Source organism: Natrinema salifodinae, assembly GCF_900110455.1.
Taxonomy (GTDB): domain Archaea; phylum Halobacteriota; class Halobacteria; order Halobacteriales; family Natrialbaceae; genus Natrinema; species Natrinema salifodinae.
Genome location: NZ_FOIS01000001.1, coordinates 1,035,635 through 1,057,098, shown reverse-complemented (window position 1 = coordinate 1,057,098; position 21,464 = coordinate 1,035,635). Strand labels below are relative to the sequence as shown.

Here is a 21,464-nt window from a genome sequence, read left to right as displayed (position 1 = left end):
CCAGTCAGTCGTCGTCGGAGTGCGTCCCGGGCGGGGACTCTCCCGGCGCGCCGATCGGCTCGGTATCGGGATCGGGCCCCATCGAACTGACTCGCACGCTAGCCAGTTTGTAGTCCGGGATCCGGCTCACCGGGTCGAGTTTCTCCTGGGTGAGTTCGTTGACTGCACCCTCCGCGAAGTGCATCGGGATGAACACCTTTCCGGGGGCCGTACGTTCGGTCACCTCCGCGCGGACGACGACCGATCCCCGCTTGGACTCGACCTTGACGTACTCGCCGTCCGCGACGCCGATCTGTCCGGCCGTCTCCGGGTGGAGCTCCGCGTAGCTCTCCCCGACGTGGCCCATCAGCCCCTCGCTGCGGCGGGTGAGTTGACCGGTGTGCCAGTGGTAGAGCACCCGGCCCGAGGTGAGCGCGATGGGGAACTCTTCGCCGGGCAGTTCGGTGGGCTCGCCCAGATCGGCGGGGATGAACCGGGCCTTCCCGTCCTCGAAGTTGAATTCGTCCTCGTAGAGGTACGGCGTGCCGGGGTCGTCCTCGTCGAAGCAGGGCCACTGCAGTCCGTCGCCCTTCTCCTCCAGGCGCTCGTGAGTGATCCCGCCGTAGATCGGCGTCAGATCGTTGATCTCGTCCATGATGTCGCTCGGAGAATCGTACTCCCAGTCGAAGCCCATTCGCCCGGCGAGGTCCTGCAGAATCTTCCAGTCCGCCCGAGCCGTTCCCGGCGGCTCGACCGCCGGCCGGACCAGCTGCACGCGCCGCTCGGTGTTCGTGACGGTTCCGTACTTCTCGGTGAAGGTCGCCGCCGGGAGGACCACGTCGGCGTACTCCGCCGTTTCCGTCATGAAGATGTCCTGAACGACGAGGAAGTCGAGTTTCTGCAAACTCTCGCGCGCGTTCGTCAGGTCGGGTTCGGAGATAGCGGGGTTCTCCCCGATGATGTACATCCCGTGAACGTTGCCTTTGTCGACCTCGTCGAACACCTCCGTGACGCGGAGACCCGGTTCGTCCGGCGGCCGGACGCCCCACGCGTCCTCGAACTGATCGAGCACCTCGTCGTCGGTCACGTCCTGATAGCCTGGGAGGTTATCGGGTATCGTTCCCATGTCGCCACCGCCCCCTTGCACGTTGTTCTGGCCGCGGAACGGCGACATCCCCGCGTTCGGTTTGCCCACGTGGCCGGTTACGAGCGCGAGATCGGCGAGCGCGAGCACCGTCTGCGTGCCGTAGGTGTGCTGGGAGATTCCCATCGCCCAGCCGAACACGCACGTGTCGGCCGTGGCGATCGTTTCGGCGGCATTTTCGAGCTCCTCGGGCGAGACGCTCGTGAGTTCTTCGACCTTGTCGGGAGTAAACGGCTGGACCTTCTCCTTGACGTCCTCGAAGCCCCTCGTGCGCTCCTCGATGAACGCCTCGTCGTGCAGGTCGTTCTCGATGATGTAGCGGATCATGCCGTTGATCCACGCGATGTCGTGTCCGCCCTCCGTGCGCGTGAACTGGTCGGCGTGTTCGGCGAGCTCGATCCGCCGGGGCTCGAAGACGAACAGGTCGGCCCCGTCCCGAACGTTCTGTTTGAGCTTCGTCGCCAGCACGGGATGGCTCTCGGTCGTGTTCGAACCCGTGATGAGGTAGCAGTCGGCGTTGCCGACGTCCTTGATCCGGTTGGTCATCGCGCCGTACCCCATCGTCTGTTTCAGCGCCGCCACCGTCGAGGAGTGACAGAGCCGCGTACAGTTGTCGATGTTCTTCGTTTCCAATACCTGCCTGGCGAACTTCTGCATCAGGAAGTTCTCCTCGTTGGTCGCCTTCGACGAGGAGAACACCGCGAGCGAGTCCTGCCCGTGAGTCTCGCGCGCGTCCGTCAACTCGTCGACGACGCGAGAGAGCGCCTCCTCCCAGGACGCCTCGCGGAACTCGCCGTCCTCTCTGATGAGCGGGGTTGTGATTCGTTCGTCGCTGTTGGCGAAGTCGTAGCCGAACTTGCCCTTGACGCAGGTCGAGTAGCCGTTCGCGGGCGTGGCGTCGGGGTCGGCCGGCCGCGTCCCGAGGACCTCGCCGTCTTTCCCGTAGAGATCGAACCGACAGCCCACCGCACAGTAGCCGCAGGTGGTCTCGGCTTTGTTCACCCGCTTGAGTCGCTGGTCGCCCACCGCGTGGCCGATATCGAACAGCATCCCCTCGGGGAGGGAGTTCGCCGCGACGAACTCGGCCGTGTGTTCCGTTCCCTCGAGGACCATATCCGCCGCCTCGCGGGCCTTCTCGCTCGCCAGTTTTCGCGTGCTCCCGGCTTGCCGTTTCGCTCGGGCCATCATCTTTGCGACGCCCGATTGCCTGGCGACGTTGACGTCGGTGGGCACCCGTCCCGTGACCGCCCGGTTCGGCGACTCGCTCGTCTCGATCGTGTCGGCTCGCTCCCCGCGGATCACCTTGCCGATGGAGTTCTCCTGATCGAATCCGGGCAGCGGCAGCGTCGTCATGTCGGTGAGGCCCTCTTCGACGATCGACCCGGTCGGACAGACCGTCGCGCAGTGGCCACAGGAGATGCAGTTCGAGTCGGCCATCGTTTCGGCCTCGCTCTGGAAGCCGATGCGGGTGTCCGGGCCGTTGCCCTCCATGCGGAGCACGCCCGCGACCTGCACGTCGCTGCAGGCTTCGACGCACCGATTACAGAGAATGCACTTGTTCCGATCGATCTGGATGAACGACGACGTCGAGTCGATCGGTTCGTACTCGTCGCGGTCGTCGAAGACGCCGTAGCGCGGGTGCTCGACGCCCTGCTGAATCGACGCATCCTGCAGCTCGCACCAGCCGTTTTTCGAACACGTGGTACACCGAAGGTTGTGATTCGAGAGGAGGAGGTCGAGGTTGACGTCCCGCGCTTCCATCGCATCGGCCGTGTCCGTCTCGACGGTCAGGCCGTCCTCCGCCGGGAAGCTACACGACGGGACCAGGCCGTACTTGTCCGTCTCGACCATGCACGTTCGGCACTCGCTTCGCGGCCCGATTTCGTAGCGGCCGTGATCGCCGGAATCGCCCTCGTCGCCCCGTTCGTAGTGACAGAGGGCGGGGACGTCCTCGTGAGCGTCGGTTCCCTCGATGGCGTCGAGGATGGTCGCCCCCGGGCGCATTGTTAGTTGCTCGCCGTCGACGCTGATCTCGGTCGTCGCCGTCGTCACGTCGACGTTCGGGTCGTTCGCGGTCCCCTTGTTGAAGTCCTCGGTCAGCGGGGTCTCCGGTTGCGGGTCGTCGATGTTCGGAACGTGCGGGTGTGGATCTTTGTAGCCGCTCATTGGGTGGTAGACTCGGGTCGTCGCGGTTCGGTTCGGCGCTCGGTTTCCGCGTGGGCTTCGCAGAATCCGGCCGGACAGTACCCCTCAGTGTGGGCGGTGAACTCGCTGTCGAAGTTCGAGATCGCGGTCGTCGTCGGCCGCGGCGCGGTGCGGCCGAAGTCGCAGATCGACGACCGACGCATCACGCGAGCGAGTTCTTCGATCATGCCGCGGTCGTAGTCGCCGTCGTAGATGTTCCGCAGGAGTTCGACGAGCTGTTTGGTCCCCTCGCGACCCGGCACGCAGCGTCCGCAGTTGCCCTCACGGGCGAACTTCGCGCGTTTCCCGGCGAACGCGACCATGCACCGATCGTGGTTGAGCCGCTCGACGATGCCGTTGGTCCCGAGGTTCGACGAGCGGAGCGATCCAGCGCTCGGCGCCACGCGGATATCGCGGGTGATGCCCCCGAAGACGCCGCCGACGCAGGCGGCTTTGAACTGCCCGTCGCCGAGGACGGCTTCGAACGCGGTTTCGAGCGCGCCGTCCGTGGGAAGTTCGACCGTCGCCGGTGACTCGACGTCGCCGGCGACAGTCACGAGCCGCGTGCCGGGATCGGACTCCTGGGTCGCCATCGCCTCGGGCGTCGCGAGGGCGGCCCGAACCTGTGCGAGTGTGCGGGGCGTGTGGATCGCGGTCGGTCGACCGAACAGGCCGTACTCCGCGGGCCCCGGCGGTCGGCGGCGCGCCTCGAGACGGTCGTTTCCCTCGAGCGACTCGAGCGCCATCGTCATCTCCCCCGCCCTGTACGTATCGGGGCCGCTGGTGACCTGTACGTTCAGTCCGTCGACGGTGCGGTCCATCGCCCCCGCCGCCCGCTCGACGCGCTCGCGCGCCAGCTCGTCCTCGTCGTTGAGATAGACGACGACGTCGGGCGTCTCGAGGATCGACGCGACGACTCTCGCCCCGTCCAACACGTCGATCGGCGCGCCCTCCAACAGCAGCGAATCCGAGCGCGCGTTCTCGTCCGCTTCGTTCGCGTTGACGACGACGACCGGGTCGCCTGGCGTCTCCCGAACCGTCGTCCACGTCTCCGCGATCGGCTCATCGGTGCTTCCGTCGCCGCGGCCGCGTCCGCGGAGGCCGAGTTCGCCGATCCGTTCGTGAGCGTCGTCGGCGTCGGTGGACGCGGAGACGAGCCCATCGCCGCCGTCGTAATCGGCGACGCTCGCGGGAACGACCCATCCGCACCGCGCGAGCGCGACGCGCTCACCGACTGCGAGCGGTCCCTCCTCGGGACGCGGCAGCGTCGCCGTCTCGGGGTCGTGCGAAACGGTGGCGTGCGCTCCGTCGGTCGGCGGCTCCCCCGATTCGAGCAGTTCGACGAGCGACTGCGCCTCGCGCGGAGAGACGTTGGTGTGGAACGCGGTCGTCCCCTCGGACGTCGCCATCACGAGCGGCTCGAATCGGGGAATTCCGACCGGACCGACCTCGACGACGTGTGTCGTTTCGGCCACCTCGCGCGCTTCGTCGAGGACGGCTTCCGAAGCGGTGACCGCAGAACTGCTGATTCGAACGGCCGGGGCTCGGCCGACCGCTCCCCTCTGTTCAGGCATAGCTATGCGCTTGACAGAGACGTCTAAAAGCATGATGCAGTCCTGTGCCAGCCAGGCGTCCGTATCGAGACGAGAAAACGGCAGCACCCGGTACGAGGCCGTCAGATATTCGGGATGCGGACATCGCGTTCGGTGCGGGTGAGATCCGACGGCCGGACCGGCCGCGACCGCGTTCGGAACCGGCGGGAAGCGGTTCGAGACGCGCTCGAACGGCAGGCAGCCGTCTCACCAACGAACTTAACAGGGCGAGTCGGTTAGGAACGTTCCCTTGATCACTATGAGTGGGGACACCACCACCGAGACCGAGTACCACCTTCGAGAGGCACTACAACACCTCAGCGAAGCGCAGGACGGGGATCTCAGGAAGACGAACGCCGTCGTCATCGAGGAGGTCTCGAACACCGTCTCGACGGTGCTTCGCGAATACACCCGAGATAAATAGCGAGCGGCCGTTTTTTATCGTCCTCTCGGTCGGAACCGGGTCCGCCGAATACCGCCGGGTTCCGCTCACCGATCGAGCGGCCGGCCCGACGAGACCGGCTGTCGAACGGCGAGCACGACCAGATCGGAAAACGGCGTGTCCTCCCGCCCGGTCCCGCCGGCGTGGTCCGCCAGGTCCGCGAGCGCGAACCGATGGATCCGCTCGTCGTCGTGGGTCAGCTTCTCGAGCACGAGGGCCTCGAGATCCGGGTCAGCGCCCCGATCGAGCAGAAATTCGGCGATGTCGCCCGGCATCCGATCGAACGGCCGGGGGAGCACGAGCAGGTGGCGGTCCTCCGTCGTCACCGCGGCCGCAAGCCGGTCCATGTCGGCCCCGAGGTCGCCGCTCTTGTGGAGCGTGACGAATTCGGTGTCCTCCATCGGCGTCCGGGCGCGGCTCGCGGCCAGCTGGAGCGACGAAATGCCGGGGATGACCCGCACCGGTATTTCGGGGTCCTGACGCTCGACGGCATCCTGAACCTTCCCGACGAACTGGTAGCCCGAGTGGTTGGGGTCGCCCATCGCGACCGCGGTCCCCGTCTCGCCGGCGGCGACGCGCTCGCCGAATTCCGCAAGCGCCTCGGCTTCGTCTTTGTACCCGCAGGTCAACAGCTCGGCGTCGGTCTCGTCCTCGACGAACTCCACGACGGTCGTGAAGCCAACGACGACGTCCGCCTGGCGAATCGCGCGCTCGCCGCGAGGCGTGAGATACTCCGGGTTGCCCGGACCGACGCCGACGGCGTAGACGGGTTCGTCAGTCTCCTCGTCGATGTCGGGTTCCGGATCCGCGGCCGCGACCGTCGCCGGATCCGGTCCCGCGTCGAGGTCGTACTCGCCGCTCATCAGTCGTCCTCGCCGGTCGCCGCCGAGCGGTCCGCAGCCGTGCGGTCCAGCTCCACGTCGCCGGTTCGGACGTCTTTCGCGACGTGGATCAACTCGTTCGTCAGCGCGGCGGCCAGGCCGCTCCCGCCGCGGCGGCCGACGTTGGTGATCGCGGGGACGTCGTACGCTGCGCTGACCTCGCGGATGCGCTGGCGGCTCTCCTCTGCCTTGACGAAGCCGACGGGCGTGGCGACGACGGCGGCGGGCCTGGTGCCGTTCTCGATGCAGTCCGCGAGCGCGAAGGCGGCCGTCGGCGCGTTGCCGATCGTCGCGATCGCGCCGTCGTAGACGCCTTGCTTGTCGAGTTCGAGCACCGAGGCGGCGGTCCGGGTCATGCCTGTCTCCTTCGCCAGTTCGGCGCCGTTGCCGATCGCCTTGCGCTTCTCGCAGTCGTGGCCGCGGGAGGTAATCCCGGCCTTGGACATCGTAATGTCGGTGACGATGGTCGCCTCGTCGAGGACGGCCCGCGCGCCGGCGCGAACCGGTGCGTCTTCGTCGTCGCCGCGGTCGTCGCTCCCGGTGAACTCGATCAGGTGCTGGAACTCGATGTCGCCCATCGAGTGGACCGACTTCTGGCGGATCCGGTCCGCCAGCGTCTCGTCCGGCACGAACTGCCGGACGATGTCCATGCTGGTCTCCGCGATGTCCATCGCGTTCTGGGTCGTCGCGCCTAGGTCGGCGTACTCCTCCTCGAACTCTTGCTGTCCGCCGTCAGTCATCGGTCGACACCTCCGCGCCGACGGCTTCGTTGGTCGTCCGCGCCTCGAGATCGCCCTCGACCGCGAGGTTCAGGTCGCGCAGTCGGTCGACCGTCTCGTCGTCGGCGTCCCACAGGTCGCGCTCGATCGCCTCGAGCAAGGTGTCCGTGATGGACTCCAGCGCCCACGGGTTGACGTCGCGCAGCCAGGCCTGGCGATCCTCGTCGAAGGCGTACTTTTCGGCGACTTCCTCCCAGAGCGTCTCGGAGACGACGCCGGTGGTGGCGTCCCAGCCAAGCGTCACGTCGACGGTCGTCGAGAGGTCGCCCGCGCCCTTGTAACCGTGCTCCTCCATGGAGTCGAGCCAGTCGGGGTTCAGGACCCGCGAGCGCATCGCCTTGCGGACCTTCTCCTCGTTCGTGTAGACGTCGACGTTGTCCGGGTCCGAGGAGTCGCCGACGTAGGAGGCCGGTTCCTCGCCCGAGATCTCGCTCACGGCGGAAATGAAGCCGCCGTGGAAGGCGTACCAGTCCGAGGAGTCGAACTCGTCTTGCTCCATCGTGTCCTCGAGTTTGACCGTCGCGTCGACGCTCGAGAGCCGCCGCTCGAAGGCGTCGTGGGCGTCCGAGACGCGCCCTCTGGAGCCCATCGCGTACCCGCCCCACTGGACGTAAACCGAGGCGAGGTCCGAGCGGTCGTCCCAGTTGCCCTCGTCGACGGCCTTGTTCGTCCCGGCGCCGTAGCCGCCTGGCCTGGTCGTGAAGACCCGATGCTTGGCGGCCGTGCGGGCGTCGGATTCGTCGAGTCCTTCCTCGTTCTGCAACTCTTCGGCATCCTCCTCGACGTGCTTCTTGACGTAGTTCATGTCGCGGGGTTCGTCGAGGTCGACGACCGCGTCCACGGCGTCGTGGATGACCCCTGCCGCGGCCGGGAAGGCATCCCGGAAGAGGCCGGAAACGCGCGTCGTCACGTCGATTCTGGGTCGCTCCAACTCGTCGAGCGGGATCGGTTCGACGTCGTCGATCCGGCCGGCGTCGGTCCACTGCGGTTCGACGCCCATCATCGCGAGCACCTGAGCGATGGTCTCGCCGCGGGTGCGCACCGTCGGGGTGCCCCAGGCGACGACGCCGATCTCTTCGGGGTACTCGCCGTTCTCGGAGCGGTGACGCTCGAGGACACCCTCTGCGACCTCGCGGCCGACCTGCCAGGCGGGCTTGGCTGGCACCTTCCGCGGATCGAGCGTGTAGAAGTTCCGCGCCGTGGGGAGGAGGTCGACGCCGCCGCGGGTCGGTGCACCGGAGCCGCCAGGCGGGACGTACTCGCCCGAGAGCGCATCTGCAGTGCGGGGAATCTCGTCTTCGGCGCCCTGGACGCGGGGCTGGGCCTCCTCGCAGATGTAGGCCAGCGCCTCCCGCAGGTAGTCGTGAGCGCCCGATTTCGCCCGCGCGTCGCCGATCGTCTCGAGGTCGACGACGAGCAGGTTCATGTTCACCTCGTCGTCCGCGCCGGCCTGGCGCTCGGATTCGGGGATATCGAAGTCGTGTTCGGCCAGCGTCTCGACCAGGTCGAGGCTCGTCTCGTGGACGACGTCGGCGGCTTCGGCGTAGGTCATGCCGAGGGCCTCGTCGTACTCGCCAGGCGCGTTCAGCATTTTGTCGTAATCGACGCCGAGCGCGCCGGCCACACTCTCGCGCAGACTCGGCGCGCCGGGGTTCTCGAGACGGGTGAGCGCGACGAGGTACTCGACCAGGCGCTCGTCGGCCGGCGGCTCGGACATGGTGTGGAGTCCGAGTCGGATCTGGGTCGTCTTGACGTCGGTGAGGTACTCGTGGACGCGTTCGACGAGTTCGTCGATATCGACGTCGTCGCCGTCCACGTTACCCTCCGCGAGCGTCGAGCCGGCCTCGTCCGGGCCGCGGACGTCGGCCTTCTCGTCAATCGTCCCCGCAATCCCGAGTTCGACCGCGAGATCGAGTTCCTCGACCGCCTCCCGGATGAGCGTCTCGAGGTGGTCGCCGTCGTCGGCGCGAGCGTCTTCCATCCCGGCCTCGCGGTACTGGTTCGCGAGCTCCTCGAGCTCTGAGAGTTCGTCGTACGTTCCGGCGTTTCGCATGACCGGGGTCAGGTAGTCGACGATGGCGGCGTAGGAGCGCCGTTTGGCCTGGGTCCCCTCGCCGGGGTTGTTCACGATGTAGGGGTAGACGTTCGGGATGTCGTCGATCAGCTGATCAGGTGCGCTCTCGCCGTTCAGGCCGACGGTCTTGCCGGGGAGCCACTCGAGGCTGCCGTGGGTGCCCAGGTGGACGACCGCGTCAGCGTCGTACGCGTTGCGAAGCCAGCCGTAGAAGGCGAAGTAGTCGTGGGGCGGCTGGAGGTCCGAGTCGTGGTAGACTTTCGAGGGGTCCATCCCGAATCCGCGCGGGGGCTGGACGGTGACGAGCACGTTGCCGAACTCGACGCCCGGAATCGCGAACGGGCGGTCGGGGACCTCGCCCCACTCCTCGACGACGTTCTCCCGGAACCGCTCGTCGGCGGACTCGAACCAGGCCTCGTAGGTGTCCGGGGAGACCACGTCGACCGACAGCTCGCGGACGTCCTCCGGCGCGACCCAGCGGTCCTCCAGGGTGAGTTGCGACGTGAGTTTCTCGACGAGCGCCTGGCCGTCGTCGGGCGCCTCGCCGCCGAGGTCGTACCCTCGAACGTCGAGTTCCTCGAGCAGGTTGACCGTCGACTCCGGACTGTCGAGACCGAACGCGGTCCCGATCCCGTCGTCGCTCGGCGGGTAGTTGTGCAGGACGACTGCGACCCGTTTGTCCTCGTTCGGGGTGTGCCGTAGTTTCGCCCAGTTGACCGCCAGGCGGGTCGCGTGATCGATCCGGTCCTCGATCGGGAAGTGGTGTTTCGGCGCGGAGCCGATGCCGGCCTCGTCGTCGGTTCGTTCCTTCCCCGAGATGGGGTGGGTGATGACGTTACCGTCGAACTCCGGCAGCGCGACCGAGAGCGCGAGTTCGAAGCCCATCACGCCCGTGTCGCTGGACTCGTAGCGCGACCGGGACCGCATCGTGGTGACCGTCTGGAGCACCGGGACGCCCAGGCGGTCGAGGAAGACGTCCTCCGCGGAATCGCCCTCGTCGCTGGCGCTGCGGCCGCGCTCGTCCATCGAGAGCGAGAACATAAAGGAGGAGAGCACGGCGTCGACGATGGGCTCTTCCGCATCATCGACGAGCCAGTTGTCCGTGACCCACTCAGCGTCTTCCTGTTCGTCGGTGTCCGTTGCCGGGTTACAGAAGATCGGCAGGGCGTTGGCCCCCTGCTCCTCGAGCGCCCGGACCTGGGCGTCGACGTAGCGGGTGTTCTCGTGGGTCCAGTGGGACTCGTAGAACCAGACCGCAACCGTCGGCTTCTCGGGGTCGTGGGTCTCGAGCAGTTCCTCGTACTCGATGCCCGGATGATCGGGGTGGTAGACGCCCTCCGTGGGGAGTTCCGCGGGCTCGTCGTACTCGAGATCGCGGCCCTCGTACTCCGCGGCCAGGAACCGACAGCAGTTCTCGACGTTGATCGTCCCGCCCTTCTCCAGGTACTCGTAGGCGCGGTCGCGGTGCGCCTCGGCGACCGTCGTGTCCTCGAACGCGAAGGCGTCGCCGGTCGACTTGACGATCAGCGGAACGCCCGCCTCTTCGAGCGCGCCCGTCGCGTAGTCGTAGCCCGGCATGCTGTCTTCGGCCCCGTGCAGCCAGCAAATCGCCGCCGCGGCGTCGGTCGATTCCTCGACGAACTCCTCGACGTCGGCCTCGTCGTCGAGGTTGCTCTCCGAGCGAACGACCAGGTCGACGTCCTCGAGCCGCCGGGCGGCCCGGCCGATCGAGCCGAGTTCGTTCTCCGTCGCGGTGTAGATCGCGATCGTTGTCATCGACTTTTTAAACCTCTGTTGTATTAGCTCAAGTATGGTTGTAGAGGCCGGAGACAAAAAGCTATCGTCACTCCCCTTTCCGGCGATCGTCGGACAGGACGACCTGAAGCGCGTGCTGTTGGCCGTCGCGGCCGACGACGGCCTCGACGGGGCCCTGATCGTCGGGGAGAAGGGAACCGCGAAGTCGACCGCCGTCCGGGCGCTGGTGGATCTCCTGCCCGAGCAGCGGGCCGTCGCGGACTGCCCGTACGGCTGCGCACCGGACGATCCGAGCCTGCAGTGTGCGGACTGCCGCGAGCGCGATCCCGAAGAGCTACCGATCGAGACCAGGCCTGTCCCGCTCGTGACCCTACCGCTGGGCGCGACCCGCGACCGGGTCGTCGGCACCCTCTCGATCGAGGACGCGCTGGCCGGCCAGGCCGACTTCGATCCCGGCCTGTTGGCCCGCGCGAACCGCGGGATCCTCTACGTCGACGAGGTCAACCTGCTGGACGATCACCTGGTCGACGTCATCCTGGATGCGGCCGCCAGCGGCGTCAACACCGTCGAGCGCGACGGGATCAGCGTCTCCCACCCCGCGAACGTCACCCTGATCGGCACGATGAACCCCGAGGAGGGCGACCTGCGGCCCCAACTGCGCGACCGGTTCGCACTCCGAGCGACCGTCGAGGGCTGTCGCGAGATCGACGACCGCGTCGAGATCATCGACCGCGCGCTCGCGACCGACGACGGAACGGACCCGCGGACGGAGTACGCCGACGAGGTCGCGGCGCTGCGCGAGGACCTGACCGCCGCCCGCGACCGGCGCTCGGACGTCGCCCTCCCGACCGAGTTCAAGGAGGAGATCGCCGACCTCTGCCTCGAGGCCGGCGTCGACGGCCACCGCGGGGACGTGGCGACGGCCCGGACCGCCATGACCTTGGCCGCACTCGAGGGCCGAACGACGGTTATCGAGTCCGACGTCCACGAGGCCGCCACCTACGCGCTGCCCCACCGACTCCGGAGCACCCCGTTCGAGGACGAACCCGATCTCGACGAGTTGCTCGAGGATCGGTTCGACGAGCAGTCCCCCGAGCGGGAAGACGGCGAGGAACCCGACTCCGATGGAGGCGACGCCGACGATGAGAACGGCGACGGGAACGACGGTGACGAATCGAACCCCGAGTCCGGGGACGGAGACGAGACGGGCGATCGGGACGAGGGGGACGGTGCCGACGACGACAGTGGTGATCGCGCCGACGGCGGCGATTCGGAGAGCGAGCCCGATTCCGACGGCGACGGAGCGGGTCCCGATCAGGGGCCGACGGAGGACGAGCGATCGACGGCGGGCGACCAGGCGCAGGCGCCGGCCGAAACCGGCGCCGGAAATTCGGAGGGGAACGCGGGCGATCGGGCCTCAGGGTCCGAGTCCGATTCCGGCGAGTCGAGCGAAGGCGGCGAGGAGGACGAGACGGCCCAACCGTTGGTCCCGGGCCAGCAGCGGGCCGGAATCGGCGAGGCCACGGCGCCCGAAATCGAGACGCCGTCCGCCGAGGGCAACACCGGCGACGCGGCGACAGGCTCGCGCGCGAACACAACGCCGAGTGCGGACAACCGGGGGGCCCGAGTCCGCACCGAACCCGCGTCGGGTGACGGTCCGATCGACGCCGCGGCGTCCGTTCGCTCGGCGGCGGCTCGCGGCGAGTCGCGGGTCGAGACGGAGGATCTCCGCCGGTCCGTTCGCGCCGGCGAGACGTCGGTGACGATCGTCTTCGCGGTCGACGCCAGCGCCTCGATGCGGCCGGCGATGCGGACCGCCAAGGGGGTCGTCCTCGAGTTGCTGCGCGACAGCTACGAGCACCGCGACGAGGTCGCGTTCGTCGCCTTCGCCGGGGAGGACGCCGACGTCCTGTTGCCGCCGACCGACAGCGTTTCCCTGGCCGCGCGCCACCTCAAGGATCTTCCCTCGGGCGATCGAACACCGCTGCCGGCCGGCCTCGAGACCTCGCGGCGAGTCGTCGAGCGCGCCGACACCGATGCGGCGGTCGTCGTCCTCGTCACCGACGGCCGGGCGACCGTCGCCGACGGGAGTCCGACCGCCGACACGCGGGCCGCGGCCTGCGCGCTCGCGGCCACCGACGCACGGGTGATCGTCGTCGACGCCGGCGACGACTCTCGGGCGGGTCTCACGGAGACGGTCGCCGGCGAGACCGGGGGCGACCTGGTCGACCTGGCCGCGCTGTCGACCGAGCGGGTGCGGGCCGCCGCCGAGCGCGCGGCGTCCGAGGACCGGACCTAGCGGTAGCCAGGGCGGCCCGCCGAAAGTCGTCAGCGTTGATAATTCAATCTCTCGCTACGTTCGCCCCAAATTACATTGGTGCGCAATTTACGGTAATTCGTCGCCTCGACACAGGCAGTGACGACCGTCCAGTGTCCGGAGTGCCTGGCCGACGCGGGAATCGAGATCGAACGGAACATCCTCGAGTCCGGCCTGCAGAAGACGTTCGAGTGCGAGAACTGCGGGCATATCTGGAACGTCGTCTTTTGACGCGGCCGCGGCGTATCAACACCCCTTTGAGCGCCCTCCGCTGTTATCCGAGGGAGATCGATGACGGGGGACGAGTCAGCGACCGACGACGCCGTCGGGTCCGATATCGAATACGGGATCGACGAGCGGCCGCCGATACACGAATCGTTCGTACTGGGGATGCAACACTACCTGACGATGGTCGGCGCGAACATCGCGGTCCCGCTGATCCTGGCGAACGCGATGGGGATGCCCCCCGGTGTGACGGCCAGGTTCATCGGCACGTTCTTCGTCGTTTCCGGAATCGCGACGCTCGCCCAGACGACGTTCGGAAACCGGTACCCGATCGTCCAGGGCGCGCCGTTCTCGATGCTCGCGCCGGCACTGGCCATCGTCGGCGTCGTCACCGCCGGCGGCGTCCAAGGCCAACCCGGATGGGAAGCCGCGCTCTTGCAGTTACAGGGCGCGATCATCGTCGCCGCGATCGTCGAGGTCGCGATGGGCTACTTCGGCCTGGTCGGGAAGCTCCGCCGGTACCTCTCGCCGGTGGTCGTCGCGCCGACGATCGCGCTGATCGGCCTCTCGCTGTTCAACTCGCCCCAGATCACGACGCCGAACCAGAGCTGGCTGTTGCTCGCGCTCACGCTCGGCCTCATCCTGCTGTTCTCCCAGTACCTCGACGTCAAGCACAGGGCGTTCCGCCTGTACCCGGTCATCCTGGCACTGGGCATCGCCTGGGCCGTCGCCGCGGCGCTGTCGATATTCGGAGTGATCGGCAGCGGCCACCCGGGGTACGTCGCTCTCGGCGACATCACCGAGACGCAGCCGTTCTTCCCGATCTACCCCTTCCAGTGGGGGACGCCCGAGATCACGACCGCGTTCGTCGTCGGAATGTTCGCCGGCGTGTTGGCCTCGATCGTCGAGAGCATCGGCGACTACTACGCGGTGGCGAACCTGACCGGCTCCGGCGCGCCCAGCGAGCGCCGGATCAACCACGGCATCGGGATGGAGGGACTGATGAACGTCTTCTCGGGCGTGATGGGCACCGCCGGCTCGACTTCCTACTCCGAGAACATCGGCGCAATCGGACTGACCGGCGTCGCCTCGCGGTACGTCGTCCAGTTCGGCGCCGTCGTCATGCTGTTCGTCGGCTTCATCGGCTACTTCGGCCAGCTGATCGCGACGATCCCGGACCCGATCGTCGGCGGCCTGTTCATCGCCATGTTCGGCCAGATCGTCGCCGTCGGAATCTCGAACCTGCGCCACGTCGACCTCGACTCCTCGCGCAACGCCTTCATCATCGGCTTCGCGCTGTTTGTCGGCCTGGCGATCCCGGCGTACATGGGCAACTTCGAGACCACGCTCGAGTTCCGCCAGGCCGTCGGGCTCGAGGGGGCGATCGCGTCGGTGGTCGACGCGACCGGCGCCGCGGGAACGACCGCGACCTGGATCGAAGCCGCCGGCCAGGCCGTCGTCGACACGGTCTACATCATCGGCTCGACCGGGATGGCCGTCGGCGGGATCGCGGCGCTGTTCTTCGACAACACGATCCCGGGAACCCGCGAGGAACGCGGTCTCGCGGAGTGGGAGCGCATCACCGAAGACGAGTCCGAGTTCGAGTCGTTCTGGGACCGCTGGATCGGCGGCGAGGCGGGCGGTGACCGCTGAGGGGCCGCATCCGCGCGTCGGCGTGAGACGTGGTTCGACCCGTTTTCTCAGAGATGCTAACGCAACCCGTTCTTCTAAGCGTCCGCGGCTGGCAGACGGTGCCGATGGCGGAACTCGCACTCGCGGACGGGACGATCTGGTACGAGACGGTTGGCGACGGTCCGCCGCTGGTGTTCGTTCACGGCGGCTGGATGAACGGGCGGGCCTGGAACCCGCAGGTCGATCGCTTCGCCGACGAGTACCGGGTCGTCACGCTCGACGTTCGGGGCCACGGCGAGACCGGCGTCACCGAACTGGACCGGTACTCGATCGAACTCTTCACCGACGACCTCGAGGCGCTGCTCGCCCACCTCGAGATCGACCGGCCGCTCCTCTGTGGCCTCTCGCTAGGATCGATGGTCGTCCAGGAGTATCTGGATCGCCATCCCGAGCGTTCCGACGGCGCGGCGGGTGCGATTCTCGGCGGCGCGGTCCGCTCGATGCCGCCGGTCGACCTGCCGACGCCACTGAAGCCGTTCTGGTCGCCGCTGCCCGCGCTGTCCGCGTCGCTGTCGCTGTCCGGACCGGAGCGGACGTTCCGAACGATGCTGCGATCGATTCAGGCGACGACCGGCGAGCGGTGGCTGTCCGTCGATCCCGAGGTCAGGGCCGACGCGATCGCCGACGTCGGCGACATCGCTGCGAACGAATTCCTGAAAATCTTCGGTGCGCTCTACCGCTACGACCCGCCCGCGCTAACCGACGTCGAGACGCCGACGCTCGTCGTCCACGGCGATCAGGAGGCTCCGCCGGTTAAGCGCCAGGGTCGGCAGATCGCCTCGGCCGTCGCCGACGGCGAGTGCCTGGTGCTGTCGGAGTCGGGCCATCTCGTCAATCGGGATCGGCCGCGAACGTTCAACGCGGCGACGGCCGCATTTCTAGACGGCCTGGCCGCGGCGTGACCCCGACCCGACGCGACCGGTCAGAGATCGGGACAGTCATCGTTTCCACTCCAATGTGATTTGGCGATACCGCCAAGGGGGAAAGCGTGAAACGGCTATTCGGCACCGCCGAACCACGTCAACCGGGATCCACTACCACACTATCTATGAGCAGTCACCATCCGGATACCGACACCGCCAACGCGGCTCACGCGACCGACCACTGGACGAACGTCTCGAAACACGTGTTCAATAGCTACGTCGAGGCCAACAACGCACTCCTCGCCGCGATGGGGCTCAGCAGTTCCGTGGACGACGACCCGTCTCGGACGGTCCCGGACGACGACACGACAGTATCGTCGTCGGTCGCCGAAGTCTCGTTCGGCGACGAGAGCTGGATCATGGAACGGTCGACGGACGACTACGACTCGCTCGGCGTCGGTGACTACGTCCGCTTCAGCAAGCCGATCGTCGACGCCGACGTCACCGCCTTTTCCCAGGTATCCGGCGACACGAACCGGCTCCACCTCGAGCCCGACTTCGCCGAAAACACCCGGTTCGGCGGCCGGATCGCCCACGGAACGCTCGTCGCCGGGACGATCAGCGCCGCACTGGCGCGGTTTCCGGGCGTGACGATCTACCTCTCGCAGGACCTGTCGTTCACCGGTCCGGTCGAGATCGGCGACACTGTCACCGCCGAGTGCGAGATCGTCGAGGCCCTCGGCGGCGACCGATACCGATTGCACACGACCGTCATCGGCGAGGACGACGAGACGGTCATCGACGGCGAGGCCGTCGTCATCATCAACGACGGCCCCGACGTCGACGTGTAGCGGTTCGCTTAGTTCCCGAGACGGCTGTCGAATCCTGCAAGTTCGCGCGGCCAGGCCCGCGAATGGGGGGCTCGGAGCCGGCGCGACGTACCCGCAACAGTAACACTGGTTGTCCTCCGCGGCGAGCACCGGGACATGACGAACGATCCGCACCCCGTCGGCGGGGCGGCCGAGCGACCCCGCAGTCGACGAGGCGTCCTCCGGACGATCGGCACCGCGGCCGGAGCGTCGGCCTCGCTCGCCGGCTGTCTCGGTCAGGGGTGGAGCGGCGACGAGGAGATCCCCCTCGCGGAGACCGGCCGTGAACAGACGGTTCCCGACGGCGTCGCCCAGTTCCGCCACTCGCTCGAGCGGTGGGGGTACTACCCCGACGTGTCGGTCCCCGACGACGTCGACCAGGCCTGGCGACTCGACCGGCTCAACACGGGCTCGCACTCCGCGGCGAAGGCCAGCGCCGTGCCCCTGCCCGACGGCGGGGTCGTCTTCCCAGGCGACACCGGCTACCTGATCGCCCTCGACGCCGACGGCGAGGAGCGCTGGCGCGCGGGGACCGACACCGACGGCCGAGGCATCCACGGGACGCCCGCGGTCGCCGACGGGCGAGCCTACATCGGTGCCTACGACGGCGCGCTCTACGCCGTCGACCTCGAGACGGGCGACGTCGTCTGGCGGCGCGATCTCGGAGGCGCCATCGGCTCGAGTCCGCTGTATCACGACGGGAAGATCGTTATGGCGGTCGAGTACCCCGATCCGGACGGGAGTATCTTCGTCCTCGACGCGGACGGCGGCGAGGTCCTCTGGGAGGACCCCGAGCGGCGGCCGACCGACCACCCCCACTCGACGCCGGCGATCGACTCCGCGGCCGGTCGCCTGGTCTGTGGCTCGAACGACGGCCTCCTGTACGGCTGGTCCTACCCCGATCTCGAGTTCGCCTGGTCGTTCGAGACCGAGAGCCCCGGCAACGCCGGCGAGATCAAGGGGCCGATCGCGACCTACGACGGCGGAGCCTACTTCGGCTCGTGGGACCACCACGTCTACCGGGTCGATCTCGAGGACGGCACCGAGGACTGGTCGTTCGAGACGGGCGACCTGGTGATGTCGGGCCCGGCGATCGATCCCGACCTGAACGCGGTGTTCGTCGGGAGCCACGACGGGAATCTGTACGCGCTCGACGCGGGGTCCGGCGAGCGCTACTGGTCGTTCGAGACCGATCGCCCGATCACGGGCTGTCCGACCGTCTGCGGCGACCGGGTGCTGGTCGGCTCGAAGGACAGCGGGCTCTACGAGCTCGAAAAGCGCACGGGCGAGTTGGTCTGGGAGCGCGACCACGACGGCGTGGTCACGAGCACGCCGCGCGTGATCGACGGCGCGATCTACTACGCCGAGCGTGCGCCGAACCCGCCGGCGGACGCGGGGTCGGCGGACGCCGTCGACGACGACGGCGGCGGGTACAAGCTCGTGGCCGCCGAGTGAGCGAGCGACGATAGCAGTACTAGTCGCAGAGCTTCCGTCTCCTGATCCATACGCGAACTGGATCGGGGCGGTTGGTAACGACGCATGCAAAGTGAGTGACGCCGATTTTATCAAATTGAAAAAATGTATCGCAAGCCGTGCTGAATAGAACGACGATCGGGAAATGCCTCGGCGCTGGCCGCGTCGGCGCCGCCGGCGTGAGTGACTATCATTTCGGCTGCGTGATAGATGACTCCGATGTCCTTCTGTACGACCGCTGAAATCCGGGAGTGCTCTCGTCTTCAGAAATCGATAGGGGTAAACCAATTCTGTGATATAGTGTGACAAAATGAGTCGTGACGGCCAACAGTATATAAATGAGGTGAGAGGAGAAGTCACCCGAGCGTTGATTCCGGCCATCACCAAACACGAGATCCGACAACGCGTTTGCGAGCGGTTCGCGGCATCGGAGGTGTACGCCTTTGCGTGGATTGGCCGCTATAATCCGGAGCACGAGGAGGTAGTTCCGACGGCCTCCGCCGGGATTGCGGAGGAGACGCTCGATGGAGTCTCCATCACCGAGGACTCACGCCGAGCGGAACTGACGAGCGAGGCCGTGCGCACACGGGAGCTCGCGGTCGAAGAGAATCCCGTGGACGACCCGCTTTACGAGGATCGGCGCGACCGCGCCCTCGAACACGACGATCGAACCTGCGCGGTCATCCCCCTCGTTTACGAGGAGACGCTGTACGGTGTCTTGCACCTGGCTACCGACCGACCGCACGGATTCGGCGCGGCCGAGCGAGCATCGCTCGCAGAGTTAGGGGCAACGATCGCGTACGCCTTCGAAAACGCGGAGCCGGTCGCGAATACCGATCGCGCCGAACGCGAGGAAGCGGAGGCTGAGATGACGAGAGTGCCCGCCGAGTCCGAGCAGGAGCGGCGGCTCTACGAGACTCTCATCTCAAGTACGCCCGACCTTGTCTACGCGTTCGACCTCGACTATCGCTTCATATTCGCCAACGACGCACTGCTGGAGATGTGGGGGCAAACCTTCGAGGAGTCCATCGGAAAGACCCTGCGGGAAAACGGCTACAAGGAGTGGCACGCGGAGATGCACAAACGCGAGATCGATCGGGTCGTGGAGACGAAAGAGCCCGTCCGCGGCGAGGTGGCGTTTCACCACGCCGAGCTCGGCCGCCGAATCTACGACTACATCTTCGCACCGGTACTCAACGACGAGGGGGAAGTCGAGGCCATCGCCGGGACGACGCGCGATATCACCGAGCGCAAGGAGGCCGAGGAGGCGCTTCAGGAGAGCGAGGAGCGGTTCCGCGCGTTGATCACCGCTAGCTCGGACGTCGTGTACCGAATGAGCCCCGATTGGAGCGAAATGCACCACCTCGAAGGCAAGGAGTTCATCGCCGATACGCGCGAATCGACCAGCGATTGGCTCGAGAAATACATCCATCCGGACGACCAGGAGCGCGTCAAGGAGGCCATCGACGAAGCGATCCGAACCAAGAGCATCTTCGAACTGGAACACCAGGTAGAGCAAGTCGATGGGAGCCTGGGCTGGACGTTCTCGCGTGCGGTGCCGATGCTGGACGAAGACGGCGAGATCGTCGAGTGGGTTGGTATGGCAAGCGACATCACAGAGCGCAAACGATACGAGCGGGAACTCGAACAAGCCAACGCCAAACTGAAACGCTCGAACGCGGAACTCAAGCGATTTGCCCACGCCGCCTCCCACGACCTGCAAGAGCCGTTACGGATGGTTTCTAGCTATCTCCAGCTACTCGAAAATCGCTACGGAGACGACCTCGATGCTGACGCAATGGAGTTCATCGAGTTCGCCGTCGACGGCGCAGACCGGATGCGGGAGATGGTCAATGCATTGCTCGAATATTCGCGGGTAAACACCGATGGAGAGGATTTTGAGCCGGTTGACTGCGAGACAGTCCTCGACCAGGCGATGGAGAACCTCCAGATGGCAATCGACGAACATGATGCCACTATCACGTCGGACGAACTGCCCTCCGTGAGCGGCGATGAACGCCAGCTTATCCAGCTCTTCCAGAACCTCCTTGACAACGCCATCACGTATGCGGGCGATGGCCCGCCGACCATCCACGTCTCCGCCGAGCGACGGGACGGCGAGTGGCTGTTTTCGGTTCGCGACGACGGAATCGGGATCGACTCGGAGAAGACGGACGAAATATTCGAGGTATTCAACCGCCTCCACGCTCCCGACGAGCGCGAGGGAACCGGTATCGGGCTCGCCATCTGCGAACGCATCGTGATGACTCACGATGGCCGAATCTGGGTCGAGTCCGAGCCAGGCGAAGGAACAACGTTCTTCTTCACGATTCCTGTCGGTAATGGAGAGGGGACGACGTAGGAGGGAAGTGGGAACTGGCGGAAGAACGTAAACCGCGGGGCGATCGTAACCGATCCTGAATTCTGGAGGGATCGACGCCTCCGATCGAGCGACGGAGCACGCGTCCCACGAGCGTGTGGGATTCTCAATCGATTCGCACGGTCGGGCTCCGATGACTACCACGGGGATTAATACGACCGGGTCACAACCGGCGGGCGACAATGACCGAACGGCCGCCGACACCGTCGACGCCGACACCGACGGCTTCGATCGCCGCTGCCGCCGAGGAGCGCACTGTCGCGACGACGTCGCAGCTGACCGCGTCGATCGAGGACGCGATCGGCCTCCGTCTTAACGACGCCATCTTCGAGGATCTCTTGCTCGAACTGGACCGCCGCAACTACCTCGAGTGGGAGACGATCTCCCGGGGCGGCGACTACGTCTGGGACCTCTCCGACGCGCCGGAACGGCTCGGCGAAGCCCTCGCCGAGGCGCTGGTCGCGCGGATGCAGGCGTGGCTCGAGGAGACTGACTGATTTCGGCTTCACCGAGTAAGAGAGCGGAATACCGATTCGACGCTCGCGGTCGCCTTACTCGAGTCGCGGCACCGCAAGCGCGTCGGCCGGCACGCGACAGCCACAGGGCGCCGCGATAGCGTCGGTCGGTCCGATGACCGTCACGATCCCCACCGGCTGTCCGCAGTTCGGACAGTCGGGTCGCGTTCGTCTCTCATCGTCCCCGGCGTCGGTGTCGGCGGCGGCGTCAGCGTTGGCGTCGACATCCGCCTGGCGGTCACCGCTCATCGCGACCCCCGTTCGCGGATCGCGGCTCGGATTCGGGCGGCGGGAGAGCCG

The 21,464-nt window shown here is 67.0% G+C and carries 15 protein-coding genes; 9 read left to right on the top strand and 6 right to left on the bottom strand.

Features of this window, described 5'->3' with window-relative positions; genetic code table 11:
* Positions 1–4 precede the first annotated feature (4 nt).
* Entirely contained in the window at positions 5–3,289 is a 3,285-nt protein-coding gene (gene fdhF / locus BMY29_RS04870; RefSeq protein WP_049991894.1) for a formate dehydrogenase subunit alpha, read from the bottom strand.
* A complete protein-coding gene (locus tag BMY29_RS04865) occupies positions 3,286–4,881 on the bottom strand; it encodes an NADH-ubiquinone oxidoreductase-F iron-sulfur binding region domain-containing protein (RefSeq protein ID WP_049991893.1) in 1,596 nt (531 codons plus the stop codon). Before BMY29_RS04865 ends, fdhF begins: the two co-directional genes overlap by 4 nt.
* A gap of 277 nt (positions 4,882–5,158) precedes the next feature.
* Between BMY29_RS04865 and BMY29_RS20920 the strand changes: the two genes are divergently transcribed.
* The gene (locus tag BMY29_RS20920) at positions 5,159–5,323 is read left to right on the top strand and encodes a hypothetical protein (RefSeq protein WP_173424948.1); all 165 of its coding nucleotides are present in this window, start codon (positions 5,159–5,161) and stop codon (positions 5,321–5,323) included.
* Positions 5,324–5,388: 65 nt separating this feature from the next.
* Here the strand turns inward: BMY29_RS20920 and BMY29_RS04860 are convergent, their stop codons facing one another.
* From BMY29_RS04860 to cobN, 3 genes are read right to left on the bottom strand one after another with little or no spacing between them, the layout of a single operon-like run.
* Positions 5,389–6,204, bottom strand: a complete 816-nt coding sequence (locus tag BMY29_RS04860; protein WP_049991892.1) for a cobalt-precorrin-7 (C(5))-methyltransferase — start codon at positions 6,202–6,204, stop codon at positions 5,389–5,391.
* A complete protein-coding gene (locus tag BMY29_RS04855) occupies positions 6,204–6,962 on the bottom strand; it encodes a precorrin-8X methylmutase (protein ID WP_049991891.1) in 759 nt (252 codons plus the stop codon). Before BMY29_RS04855 ends, BMY29_RS04860 begins: the two co-directional genes overlap by 1 nt.
* Positions 6,955–10,851, bottom strand: a complete 3,897-nt coding sequence (gene cobN / locus BMY29_RS04850) for a cobaltochelatase subunit CobN (RefSeq protein WP_049991890.1) — start codon at positions 10,849–10,851, stop codon at positions 6,955–6,957. The genes BMY29_RS04855 and cobN overlap by 8 nt, the downstream gene beginning before the upstream one ends.
* Positions 10,852–10,885: 34 nt before the next feature.
* On the opposite strand from cobN, the gene BMY29_RS04845 reads away from it, so the two are divergent.
* The 8 genes from BMY29_RS04845 (at position 10,886) to BMY29_RS04815 (ending at position 21,146) form a co-directional block, all read left to right on the top strand.
* Positions 10,886–13,129, top strand: a complete 2,244-nt coding sequence (locus BMY29_RS04845) for a VWA domain-containing protein (protein ID WP_049991889.1) — start codon at positions 10,886–10,888, stop codon at positions 13,127–13,129.
* A gap of 117 nt (positions 13,130–13,246) precedes the next feature.
* Positions 13,247–13,378, top strand: coding sequence for a hypothetical protein (locus BMY29_RS21575; protein WP_275041261.1), 132 nt, complete (start codon positions 13,247–13,249; stop codon positions 13,376–13,378).
* A 60-nt stretch (positions 13,379–13,438) separates the two neighbouring features.
* Positions 13,439–15,025: a uracil-xanthine permease family protein gene (locus BMY29_RS04840; RefSeq protein WP_049991888.1), complete on the top strand. Its 1,587-nt coding sequence runs from the start codon at positions 13,439–13,441 to the stop codon at positions 15,023–15,025.
* A gap of 104 nt (positions 15,026–15,129) precedes the next feature.
* Positions 15,130–15,966 (top strand): alpha/beta fold hydrolase, encoded by an 837-nt coding sequence (locus BMY29_RS04835; protein WP_049991887.1) that lies wholly within the window; start codon positions 15,130–15,132, stop codon positions 15,964–15,966.
* 146 nt (positions 15,967–16,112) lie between these two features.
* Entirely contained in the window at positions 16,113–16,778 is a 666-nt protein-coding gene (locus tag BMY29_RS04830) for a MaoC family dehydratase (protein WP_049991886.1), read from the top strand.
* 135 nt (positions 16,779–16,913) lie between these two features.
* Entirely contained in the window at positions 16,914–18,251 is a 1,338-nt protein-coding gene (locus BMY29_RS04825; protein ID WP_049991885.1) for an outer membrane protein assembly factor BamB family protein, read from the top strand.
* Between the two features lie 328 nt (positions 18,252–18,579).
* A complete protein-coding gene (locus BMY29_RS04820; RefSeq protein ID WP_049991884.1) occupies positions 18,580–20,631 on the top strand; it encodes an ATP-binding protein in 2,052 nt (683 codons plus the stop codon).
* A gap of 200 nt (positions 20,632–20,831) precedes the next feature.
* Entirely contained in the window at positions 20,832–21,146 is a 315-nt protein-coding gene (locus BMY29_RS04815; protein WP_049991883.1) for a hypothetical protein, read from the top strand.
* A 54-nt stretch (positions 21,147–21,200) separates the two neighbouring features.
* Here the strand turns inward: BMY29_RS04815 and BMY29_RS04810 are convergent, their stop codons facing one another.
* Positions 21,201–21,413 (bottom strand): hypothetical protein, encoded by a 213-nt coding sequence (locus BMY29_RS04810; RefSeq protein WP_049991882.1) that lies wholly within the window; start codon positions 21,411–21,413, stop codon positions 21,201–21,203.
* Between the last annotated feature and the right edge of the window lie 51 nt (positions 21,414–21,464).

Bases quoted from the DNA above. Each gene is read 5' to 3' on its own strand.
- fdhF (WP_049991894.1), bottom strand. From the start codon at position 3,289: ATGAGCGGCTACAAAGATCCACACCCGCACGTTCCGAACATCGACGAC.
- BMY29_RS04865 (WP_049991893.1), bottom strand. From the start codon at position 4,881: ATGCCTGAACAGAGGGGAGCGGTCGGCCGAGCCCCGGCCGTTCGAATC.
- BMY29_RS20920 (WP_173424948.1), top strand. From the start codon at position 5,159: ATGAGTGGGGACACCACCACCGAGACCGAGTACCACCTTCGAGAGGCA.
- BMY29_RS04860 (WP_049991892.1), bottom strand. From the start codon at position 6,204: ATGAGCGGCGAGTACGACCTCGACGCGGGACCGGATCCGGCGACGGTC.
- BMY29_RS04855 (WP_049991891.1), bottom strand. From the start codon at position 6,962: ATGACTGACGGCGGACAGCAAGAGTTCGAGGAGGAGTACGCCGACCTA.
- cobN (WP_049991890.1), bottom strand. From the start codon at position 10,851: ATGACAACGATCGCGATCTACACCGCGACGGAGAACGAACTCGGCTCG.
- BMY29_RS04845 (WP_049991889.1), top strand. From the start codon at position 10,886: ATGGTTGTAGAGGCCGGAGACAAAAAGCTATCGTCACTCCCCTTTCCG.
- BMY29_RS04840 (WP_049991888.1), top strand. From the start codon at position 13,439: ATGACGGGGGACGAGTCAGCGACCGACGACGCCGTCGGGTCCGATATC.
- BMY29_RS04835 (WP_049991887.1), top strand. From the start codon at position 15,130: ATGGCGGAACTCGCACTCGCGGACGGGACGATCTGGTACGAGACGGTT.
- BMY29_RS04830 (WP_049991886.1), top strand. From the start codon at position 16,113: ATGAGCAGTCACCATCCGGATACCGACACCGCCAACGCGGCTCACGCG.
- BMY29_RS04825 (WP_049991885.1), top strand. From the start codon at position 16,914: ATGACGAACGATCCGCACCCCGTCGGCGGGGCGGCCGAGCGACCCCGC.
- BMY29_RS04820 (WP_049991884.1), top strand. From the start codon at position 18,580: ATGAGTCGTGACGGCCAACAGTATATAAATGAGGTGAGAGGAGAAGTC.
- BMY29_RS04815 (WP_049991883.1), top strand. From the start codon at position 20,832: ATGACCGAACGGCCGCCGACACCGTCGACGCCGACACCGACGGCTTCG.
- BMY29_RS04810 (WP_049991882.1), bottom strand. From the start codon at position 21,413: ATGAGCGGTGACCGCCAGGCGGATGTCGACGCCAACGCTGACGCCGCC.